This is a genomic window from Planococcus chinensis, from assembly GCF_020071995.1.
Classification (GTDB): domain Bacteria; phylum Bacillota; class Bacilli; order Bacillales_A; family Planococcaceae; genus Planococcus; species Planococcus chinensis_A.
This window is the reverse complement of record NZ_JABWTK010000007.1, coordinates 226,034-236,128: the sequence shown is the minus strand read 5'-3', so window position 1 is coordinate 236,128 and position 10,095 is coordinate 226,034. Positions and strand designations below refer to the sequence as shown.

8 protein-coding genes are annotated in these 10,095 nt (G+C 47.8%); 5 read left to right on the top strand and 3 right to left on the bottom strand.

The window, feature by feature from the left end:
• The first annotated feature begins 4 nt into the window (after positions 1-4).
• Together HU147_RS19595 and HU147_RS13400 are read left to right on the top strand one after the other, a co-directional pair.
• Complete coding sequence (locus HU147_RS19595) at positions 5-85, top strand: hypothetical protein (protein ID WP_369075686.1); 81 nt, start codon at positions 5-7, stop codon at positions 83-85.
• A gap of 123 nt (positions 86-208) precedes the next feature.
• Positions 209-1,666: a phospholipase D family protein gene (locus HU147_RS13400; RefSeq protein ID WP_224076723.1), complete on the top strand. Its 1,458-nt coding sequence runs from the start codon at positions 209-211 to the stop codon at positions 1,664-1,666.
• 56 nt (positions 1,667-1,722) lie between these two features.
• Here the strand turns inward: HU147_RS13400 and HU147_RS13395 are convergent, their stop codons facing one another.
• Positions 1,723-3,285 (bottom strand): ABC-F family ATP-binding cassette domain-containing protein, encoded by a 1,563-nt coding sequence (locus HU147_RS13395; RefSeq protein ID WP_224076722.1) that lies wholly within the window; start codon positions 3,283-3,285, stop codon positions 1,723-1,725.
• A gap of 386 nt (positions 3,286-3,671) precedes the next feature.
• Complete coding sequence (locus tag HU147_RS13390; protein ID WP_263427850.1) at positions 3,672-3,881, bottom strand: SE1832 family protein; 210 nt, start codon at positions 3,879-3,881, stop codon at positions 3,672-3,674.
• Positions 3,882-4,046: 165 nt separating this feature from the next.
• On the opposite strand from HU147_RS13390, the gene HU147_RS13385 reads away from it, so the two are divergent.
• Both HU147_RS13385 and HU147_RS13380 read left to right on the top strand, forming a co-directional pair.
• Entirely contained in the window at positions 4,047-5,870 is a 1,824-nt protein-coding gene (locus HU147_RS13385; RefSeq protein WP_224076730.1) for a cation:proton antiporter, read from the top strand.
• Positions 5,871-5,994: 124 nt separating this feature from the next.
• Positions 5,995-6,558, top strand: a complete 564-nt coding sequence (locus tag HU147_RS13380; protein ID WP_224076720.1) for an NADPH-dependent FMN reductase — start codon at positions 5,995-5,997, stop codon at positions 6,556-6,558.
• Positions 6,559-6,707: 149 nt separating this feature from the next.
• Here the strand turns inward: HU147_RS13380 and HU147_RS13375 are convergent, their stop codons facing one another.
• Positions 6,708-7,664 (bottom strand): nuclease-related domain-containing protein, encoded by a 957-nt coding sequence (locus HU147_RS13375; protein ID WP_224076719.1) that lies wholly within the window; start codon positions 7,662-7,664, stop codon positions 6,708-6,710.
• Between the two features lie 220 nt (positions 7,665-7,884).
• Here HU147_RS13375 and HU147_RS13370 point away from each other — a divergent pair, with 220 nt between their 5' ends.
• Positions 7,885-10,059 carry a DNA topoisomerase III gene (locus HU147_RS13370; protein ID WP_224076718.1) on the top strand — a complete coding sequence of 725 codons (2,175 nt, stop codon included), beginning with the start codon at positions 7,885-7,887 and terminating at the stop codon, positions 10,057-10,059.
• Positions 10,060-10,095: the final 36 nt, after the last annotated feature.

Sequence of the window (10,095 nt, the reverse complement as noted above, 5' to 3'; positions counted from 1 at the left end):
ATATATGCGCTACTACAACGAAGACCGGATTCTCGAAAAATTAGGCTACCTGGCACCCAAGGAATTTGGGGCGCAAGCAGCCTAATAAAGGTGTTTTATATGTGTCTCAAATCGCTATGTCAGTCTATTCAGCTGGTTTTTTATTCCAATAAAAAAAGAAATTCTTTCTATTTCTTCTTGCTATAATAAAAGCGAGGGGGAAGTATTCATGATAAGAAAGAGATTTGAGGGATGGAGCAAGCGAAAGCGGATTGTGTTGGGGACGGCCGGCATCCTCGCTTTGTTGTACATAGCGGTTATTGTGTGGCATACATTCAAACCTTTGCCGCCGGGTATTTCGTTTGCCGGAGAGCTGCACCAATTGGAAGATGTGGAGATGCTCTATGACCTCTCGTATGCCCAAGATAATAAAGGGGCAGACCTAAAACACGAACTGGAGATTTTTGATGAGATTAACAAAGCCATTGACGAAGCGGAAGAATTTATCGTCGTGGATTTTTTCTTATTTGATAATTACAATGACCAGAAAATTGATTTTCCAGCTGTTTCAGAAATGCTCACCGATCATTTATTGAAGAAAAAACAAGAAAATCCGGACATGCCCATCTTTTTTATAACGGATCCGTTAAATACAGGCTATGGTTCGTATGAAAGCCAGCTGCTTGGCACGTTGGAAGAGGCAGGTGTTGAGGTGGTCATTACGGATCTTGATCAATTGCGGGACTCGACTCCGCTGTACTCGGGATTTTACCGGGTGCTTTTCCAGTGGTTTGATGTCGACAGCCGCGGGTGGATTCCGAATGGCATGTCGAGCGATGCACCGAAATTGTCGCTTGCTTCCTACATGGAAATGATGAACATCAAAGCCAATCACCGCAAAGCGTTGATCACGGAAAAAGAAGCCATTATCAGTTCCGCAAATCCGCACAATGCGAGCGGTTTTCATGGCAATATGGCTTTCAAGGTCAGCGGCCCTATCATCAATGATATGCTTGAAGCAGAAGAAGCCGTTGTCCAGTTTTCCGGCGGACCTGCTAAGCTGCCGCGAATAGAAGCGGCAGAGGGGCAGGGGCAATATGCTGCGCAATACCTGACCGAACGGCAAATATTCGATGCGCTGCTGAAAGATATCGATAAAGCGCAAAAAGGCGATAGAATCTGGCTTGCCATGTTTTACCTCGCCGAAAGCGAAGTGGTCGATTCTTTGAAAGAAGCGGCTAACCGCGGTGTGGATGTCCGTATGGTATTGGACCCGAACGAAAACGCCTTCGGGACAGAAAAAACGGGGCTTCCCAATCGCCCAGTTGTCAATGAAATGTATGAAGAAGCGAATGGAAATCTGAAAGTCCGATGGTACAACACGACAGAAAGCCAATTCCATACAAAAACAATCATGATCAAGACCAAGGAAGAAAGCTATATCTTGGGAGGCGCGGCCAATTTTACGGAACGTGCATTAGCTGATTATAACTTGGAGAACGACATTCGCATCATCGCACCGAACGACAGTGAACTGGTGGGAAATATGGATGCTTATTTCGATCGTCTGTGGAACAATGAAGATGCCCTGTACACTTTAGACGTAGAAGAATACCAGGACGGCTTTTCTTTCTGGCAGCGCGGCGTCTACGGCGTACAGAAAATCCTGAAGCTGACGACTTATTAATAGGGCAATAAAAAAACGGCCTCTCCTGTAAAAAGGAGAGGCCGTTTCGCATTTTCTTATAAGGATTGTTTGCCGGCGTTGATCCATTCTTCAACGTTCCAGACTTTTGTCGCCAAGCCTTCGTAGAATTCAGGTTCGTGGCTGACAAGGACGATGGTGCCTTTGTAGGCTTGCATCGCACGTTTCAATTCTGCTTTCGCATCAATGTCCAAGTGGTTGGTCGGCTCATCAAAAATCAGCCAGTTGCTTTCTTCCATCATCAATTTGCATAAACGGACTTTGGCTTGTTCGCCACCGCTTAATTGTGACATTGAACGGGAGATGTGTTCGTTTTTCAAACCAGTGCGGGCAAGGGCGCCGCGCACTTGGCCTTGGTCCAAACTTGGATAAGCAGACCAGATTTCATCAAGCGGCGTATGTGTGGGTGCTTTGACTTCCTGCTCAAAGTAGCTTGGAGTCAAATATTCGCCGCGCAGCACATCGCCGTCCAAAGGTTTGATCTTGCCGAGCATGGTTTTCAGCAAAGTCGATTTCCCGACGCCGTTCATGCCGACTAACGCAATTTTTTCACCGCGTTCAATCATGAACGTAAGCGGCGGAAGAAGCGGTTTGTCGTAGCCGATCGTCAAAGCTTCCGCTTCGACTACATAACGGCTTGGGCTGCGGGTTTCTTTGAAAGAAAACTGCGGTTTGGCCGCGATTTCCGGTTTTTCGATGCGGTCCATGCGGTCCAATTGTTTCTGGCGTGATTTTGCACGCCCTGTAGTAGAAGCGCGGGCCTTGTTCTTCGCAATGAAGGTTTCGGTTTTTTTGATCATATCGGCTTGGCGTTCATAAGCGTCCAAATGCTGCTTTTTCGCCAATTCTGCAAGCTCGATAAATTTTTCGTAAGTCGCAGTATAGCGGGACAGGCGGGAAAATTCCAAGTGGAAAATAACGCCTGTTACGCTGCTCATGAATTCCGTATCATGCGAAATCAACAAGAACGCATGCGGATAGTTTTTCAAATAGTTGACGAGCCATTGGATATGCTCTTCATCCAGGTAGTTGGTCGGCTCATCGAGCAAAAGGACTTTCGGTTTTTCCAAAAGCAATTTCGCAAGAAGCAGTTTCGTACGCTGTCCGCCGGATAAGGCTTCAACCGGGCGCTCAAGGCCAATTGCATCAAGGCCAAGGCCGCGCGCAATTTCTTCGATTTTCACATCAAGCGTGTAAAAGTCGCCGGCATCGAGTGCGTCCTGCACTTCAGCCATTTCTTCCAGCAGCTCTTCCAGGCGGTCCGGGTCAGCTTCGCCCATTTGCATGGCGATGTTGTTCAATTCTTCTTCTTTTTTATAAAGCGGAAGGAACGCATCTTGAAGCGTTTCACGGATCGTCCGTCCAGGCGTCAATTGTGTATGCTGATCCAAATAGCCGTAATGCGTTTTCGGCTGCCATTCGACGCGGCCTGAATCGTACATGATTTTTCCAGTCAAAATGTTCATCAATGTGGATTTGCCGACGCCATTTGCCCCGACAAGGCCCACATGTTCGCCTTCAACCAAACGGAACGACACATCATTGAAAAGCGTGCGGTCGCCAAACGTATGGCTTAAATTCTCTACTGTTAATAAACTCATTTATAGTATTCCTCCATATTTTAAAAAGTATAAGTGCTAAAGAAAAGCGGAAGCGGCCGTGTAGATTCGACGGGCATAAGACGAACCGGCGAAGTGGCGATTTTTGCCGCACAGCCGGGGGGGCTTATGACCCCGAGAATCTGGTCGCTGCAGCTGGACAATAAGAAAAGCGGAAGCGCCTGTTCAGCTCCGACCGGCGTAAGACGATTTGGCGAAGCGGCGTATTTCCAGCCGCACAGCCAAAGTGGCTTACGACCCGAGGAGCTAGGCGTTGCAGCTGGACAACAACGAAAAGCGGAAGCGGCCGCTATAGCTGATCATTTAGAAAAACGTAGGTCTTTGAGGGATAAGAGACAAAGGGGGAAACGCAAAAAAAAATTCGCGGGCTACAGTTCCGCGAGTTTTTTGTTCAATTCCGCAAGACGTTGTTCCATTTTCTCCAAGCGCTCTTCCGCTTGTTCTACCATCCGTGCATGTCCAGTTGTTTCGAGTTTCTCGATATCGCCTTGGTGGCGGACATAGTCACTCTTCAAATCAGCAATTTCAAACTCAATTTCCTGTCTGTTCACTAGATTCACCCTTAGATTTTTTTCCATTGTACCATATAAACCAAATTTTTAAATACCTGACGGCTCGGTTCTCGCTTTTCATATCAACGGAAAACCCTCTATAATGGTCAAATAAGTTTGAGGCATAGAAAAAGTTCACCAAAAGTTGTGAAAGGGAGGATTGCTGTTATCGATTCTTTATTATTTGATGTAATGCTGGTGCTGTTCCTTGGCGTCTTGTCGCAATGGATTGCGTGGCGCCTGCAGCTGCCAGCGATTGTCCTAATGTCGATTGCGGGCCTTCTTGTAGGGCCGCTGCTCGGCATCATTTCGCCATCAGAAAGTTTTGGCGATTTATTCAATCCGCTGATTTCCTTAGCGGTAGCAATTATTTTATTTGAAGGAAGCTTGAATTTAAACTTTAAGGAAATTAAAAGCTTCAGCAAGCCGGTTTGGCGGATTGTCACATTCGGCGCTTTCATCGCCTGGATTGCCGGATCGCTTGCAGCCCATTATCTGGCTGGCTTATCGCTCGCGGTTTCATTCGTCATCGGCGGTTTGTTTATCGTGACCGGACCGACCGTAATCCTGCCTTTATTGCGGCAGGCGAAACTGAAGGCACGTCCTGCAGCCATTTTAAAATGGGAAGGCATCGTAGTCGACCCGTTCGGCGCTTTGCTGGCTTTGTTTGCTTTTCAATTCGTATTGTTCGCCATGGGTGAAGAATCAGCTGCTGCATTTGGCCTGTTCTTTTTAGCGGCGCTGTTTGCCGTGCTGCTTGGACTGGGCGTCGGATGGGGAATGGGGCGGATGTTCGAAAAAGGGCAGATTCCCGAATTCCTCAAATCGCCGATGGTGTTTGCCGTTGTGCTATTGGTGTTCACCGTCTCGGATATCGTGATGCATGAAACGGGCTTACTCGCCGTTACCGCAATGGGCATCATGATGGCCAATATGAACATTACATCCATCAATGAAATGCGCCATTTCAAAGAAAACATTTCTGTGCTCCTGATTTCCAGCATTTTCGTCATGCTGACCGCCTCACTCAGCTTGGACGTCCTGATTGAAATCTTTAATGTGCGCATCATTGCCTTTGTGCTGGCGATGCTCTTTGTGGTCCGGCCGCTGTCGATCTGGCTTTCAACGATCGGCACCGACTTGACGGTGCAGGAAAAGACTTTAATCGGCTGGATCGCGCCGCGCGGAATTGTTGCGTTGACCGTATCCGGTTATTTCGCCACTACTTTGCTTGACGCAGGCTTTGAAGACGCAGAATTGTTAACGGCGCTGACTTTTGCCTTAGTCTTTTCGACCGTCATCGCCCACGGCTTTTCCATTAGCTGGCTCGGCAAAAAGTTGGGCCTTGCTTCATCCGTGGAACCGGGAATTTTGATTGTCGGCAGCAGCCGGTTCGCGGTGCGGCTTGGAAAAATGCTGCAGAGCATGAATAAAAACGTATTGATCATCGATTCGGCGTGGGGCAATCTGCAGCTTGCGCGCCAGGCGGGAGTGCCAAGTTTTGCCGGTGAAATCCTGTCGGAACACACCGAGTACGAAATTGATCTGACGCCATATGAAACAATGATTGTCGCCACCGATACGGATTCGTATAATTCCTTGGTGGTCAATAATTTCGTGCCGGAGCTCGGGCGGACGCACTTGTTCCAGACGGCGATTCATAAAGGCGACCCGAAGGATTTCCACTCTTCGCTCAGCGGCAGAACCTTGTTCGGAGCGGAATGGAATATCCATGCACTTGAAGCAAAAGCAGAAGAAGGATACGCCATGCGGAAAACGCAATTGACCGAACAGTACACATACACGGATTTCCAAGAGAGGTCCGTAGACGGTACGATTCCTTTGTTCGTAGAGCGCGCACAAGGGAAAATCGAATTCTTTACCACCGGCATGGCAGTAGAACCGAAAACGGGGGACACCATCGTCAGCTTTTCCCCGCCGGCGCATCAGGAAATCCGGATTCAGGAGAAACTGGAGACCAGCCGGTTGAAAACGGCAACTCAGCCTAAAGAATGAAATCTTTTCCGAATAAGCGTATCGGTGCGTATTTGGCAGCCCGGTTTGCTATGATAAAGACAACAAGGCTATAGGCTGTTCGCTTTATGGCCAAGCAGATACGCATTTGAGGAGGATTTGTCTTATGAAGATTTTATTGGTGGACGGCACAATTATTGGGAGAAAAACGGGGGCCATCTTGGAACAGGTGCAAACCTATATCAAAGATTTTAATCCGGATATGGAGCTTGTGATGTTGAACCTGGCTGATTACGAGCACCAGTTTGTCGATGGCCGGCCACTCGGCGAGTACAACAAGGACATGCAGGAAATCGTCCATCGCTTTGAAACCGCGGATGGCTATATCATCGCCACACCAATTTTCCAAGGCTCGATTCCAGGCGTCTTAAAAAACACATTCGATATGCTGCATCCGCGCACGATGCGCTACAAACCGGTATCAATCGTTGCAAACGGCGGCACCTATCAGCACCATCTCGTCATCGAAAACCAGCTAAAGCCGATTCTCGACTACTTCCGCTGCCTCGTGACGCCGAACTACGTCTACACGCACACGAGCCATTTCGATGACACGAACACGATCATCAACGAAGACGTCCACGACCGCTTGCGCGAATTGGCCCGCGTTTTCGTCCAATACGCTGAAATGAGCCAGAATTTATCAAAGGAAACGATTGATAATCCTTAAATAGCAGAAGAAAAACCTCCCGCGGGAGGTTTTTTTGTTGGTTTTTTGGAATTGCGCTCGGTAAAGGTTAAAATATGCTCGGTTATAAAGAAATACGCTCGATTAAGGTTAAAATATGCACAGTTGTACTGTAAATACGCTTTTAAAGCCTAATCCGAACTTTTTCGAAGGTCCATTTCAGGAATTACATAGCGCCGACTTTTCTTATTGCCGATTTTCTGAAATCCGCAGCTTTGAAGGATAGCCCATGCATTTGTGCGGGACTGCATGCCAGTAAACCGCCGGAATTCTAAATTCGATATAGTAGAGCCAATTAGCAGCCGGTAATCCTGCAGTGCCAATAAGTGAGCATCTGCTTGTTTTCTTGCGCATAAGGGACAGCGCCAAAAGTTGCGGGAATAATTCATTTTAGTATAGGGGCAGTCAGGGCAGAAAACGCCTTCTAAAAGAGGATAAGAAATTAAAGGCGGAGTATGGATTTGCAATGGGGGTTGCATAGATAAGAGAGAGTTGAAATAATGTTCTATTTCGATTGTGGGGGAGGTTCGATAACGGGAAACCAGTTCATCAAATACAAATGGAAGACCGGAGAGATGAATGACTCTTCGTTTGATATTTTTTATTTCCAATATGGCTGAAGAATTCGTAAAGACAACAATGCCAATAATCGGCACTTTATCGCCAATCAAACGGCGAACCAACTTTTCGTGCCGGTAAAGCTGATCATCAGGGTTTGTCATGCCAGTCATAACTCCGTTTAATATGCGGAAAAACTGTCTGTTCGTTCCATCCATATGAATATGGCCGCTAATATTTTTGACTTCTACTATGGCAATAAAAGAAGGGAAAATACAGATGGCATCAATTTGGTGTGTAGCCGTCTTGAAATCAGGGATTAATCTAAATTGCATCTCCTCTCCATATTCGCCACAAACTCGATCAAACTGGATTTCGCCGGCGAATCCGGCTGCACGTCTTCGGACTTTCTCTTTTAATAGTGGATAGCTTTTGTGCGACGGCGAAGTGCGTGCCAACAGTGCTTGCTGATAAATAAGCCGATAAGGGCGCCGCCTTTCAATAATATGCAAAGACATCAATCCTTTCATTTGAATTGAAGATATAATACCTTTTTCGCAGGTGAATATCAATGGATTTTTTGTCAGTGTAAAATACGCTCGATAAAGGTTAAAATGTGCTCGGTTATCGAAAAATACGCACAGTAAAGGTTAAAATACGCCCCGTTATCTAGGAAATACGCTTTTCACACCTCTAACCCCCACGAAAAGCCAGCCAAACCGGAAGGTGTTATAATATACGCTATACGAAATGAGGGTGAATAAATTGAAATCAGTAGTTCTAGCAGAAAAACCATCCGTGGCGCGTGATATTGCGCGCGTGCTCGGATGTTCACAAAAAGGCAATGGATTTTTGGAAGGCAAACAGTATATCGTGACGTGGGCGCTCGGCCATTTGGTGACGCAAGCACAGCCGGAACAATACGACAACGACTTCAAGGAATGGAAAATGGAGAACTTGCCGATCATTCCGGAACCGTTCAAACTGGTGCCAATCAAACAGTCGATGAAACAATACAATGCCGTAAAGGCACAATTAAACCGCAGCGACGTCAATGAAGTCATCATTGCGACCGATGCCGGACGCGAAGGGGAACTTGTCGCGCGCTGGATTTTGGAGAAAACGAAAACGCGCAAGCCGATTAAGCGTTTGTGGATTTCGTCTGTCACCGATAAAGCGATCAAAGACGGCTTCAACAATTTGAAAGACGGCAAAGCCTATGAGAACCTGTTCCAGGCAGCGGTTGCCCGTGCGGAAGCGGACTGGGTCGTCGGCATCAACGCGACGCGCGCACTAACAGTGAAATACAATGCGCAATTATCGACCGGACGCGTGCAGACGCCGACGCTTGCCATGATTGCCGAACGCGAAAAGCAGATCCGCAACTTCCAGCCGAAGCCGTATTATGGCATGCAGGCGATTACGGACCAAGCTGCATTCACCTGGACCGACGGCAATTCGACGCAGTCGTTCGATAAAGAAAAAATCGACAAGCTCTTCAACAAGCTGAACAATACGCATGAAGGCACCGTCACTGACGTGAAAGTCACGCCGAAAAAACAGCCGGCCCCGCCTTTATTCGACTTGACGGAACTTCAAAAAGAAGCCTACAAGCGCTATAGCTGGTCGGCGAAAGAAACGCTGAACACGCTGCAGGGCTTGTACGAGCGCTATAAAATCGTGACATATCCGCGGACTGATTCGAAGCATTTGACGTCCGATATGAGAGACACGCTGAAAGACCGCATCAAAGCCGTGCAGGTCGGCCCGTACCGCGCGCTTGCAGCGACGATCCTGAAAACGCCGGTGGCTCCGCAAAAAGGCGTGATCGATGACAATAAAGTCAGCGACCACCATGCCATCATCCCGACGGAAGAAACGCCGCAGCTCCATAACTTATCGGACAAAGAGCATAAACTATACGACATGATCGTCAAACGTTTCCTGGCGGTATTCTACCCGATGTACGAATACGATCAGACGACGGTGAAAATCACAGCGGGCGGCGAAACCTTCCAGACCAAAGGCAATACGATCCGCAACGAAGGCTGGAAACGCGTCTACAATGACGACGATGAAGACGGCGACACGACATTGCCGCCGTTTGAAAAAGGGCAGAAGCTTCACATCAAAGGCATCGCGCTGACAGACGGCAAAACAAAGCCGCCGGCATTCTTCAATGAAGGAACGCTGCTTGGCGCAATGGAAAATCCTGCGCAATTTATGGCAGGCGAATCCAAAGAATTGATCCAGACGCTCGGTGAAACCGGAGGACTCGGAACGGTTGCGACGCGCGGCGACATCATCGACAAATTGTTCAATACCTTCCTGATTGAGAAAAAAGGCAAAGACTTGACGATTACCTCAAAAGGCCGCCAATTGCTTGAACTCGTGCCGGAAGATTTGAAGTCGCCGAAACTGACAGCAGACTGGGAGCAGCAGCTCAATAAAATCGCCAAAGGGCAAATGAAAAAAGAGCAGTTCATGAAAGAGATGATTGCGTTCGCCCAGAAATCTGTGTCGGACATCAAGAAAAGCGATAAGAAATTCAAGCACGACAACGTCACCGGCAAAACCTGTCCGGATTGCGGCAAGCCGCTTTTGGAAGTCAACGGCAAACGCGGCAAAATGTACGTCTGCCAAGACCGCGAATGCGGCTACAAAAAACAAGTGGCGGTCCAGACAAATGCCCGCTGCCCGGTTTGCCACAAGCGCATGGAAATGCGCGGCGAAGGGGAAGGCAAAATGTTCGCCTGCCAATGCGGACATCGTGAAAAATTGTCGGCTTTTGAAAAGCGCCGCAATGCGAGTAAATCAAAAGCGACGAAAAAAGACGTCAATCAATACTTGAAAAAGCAAGATGATGCGCCGGTGAATACCGCGATGGCGGATGCATTGAAGAAATTATTGGGGCAGAACGAATAGAAAGATTCTGAAAATGGTGCTATGCTAATGGCATGC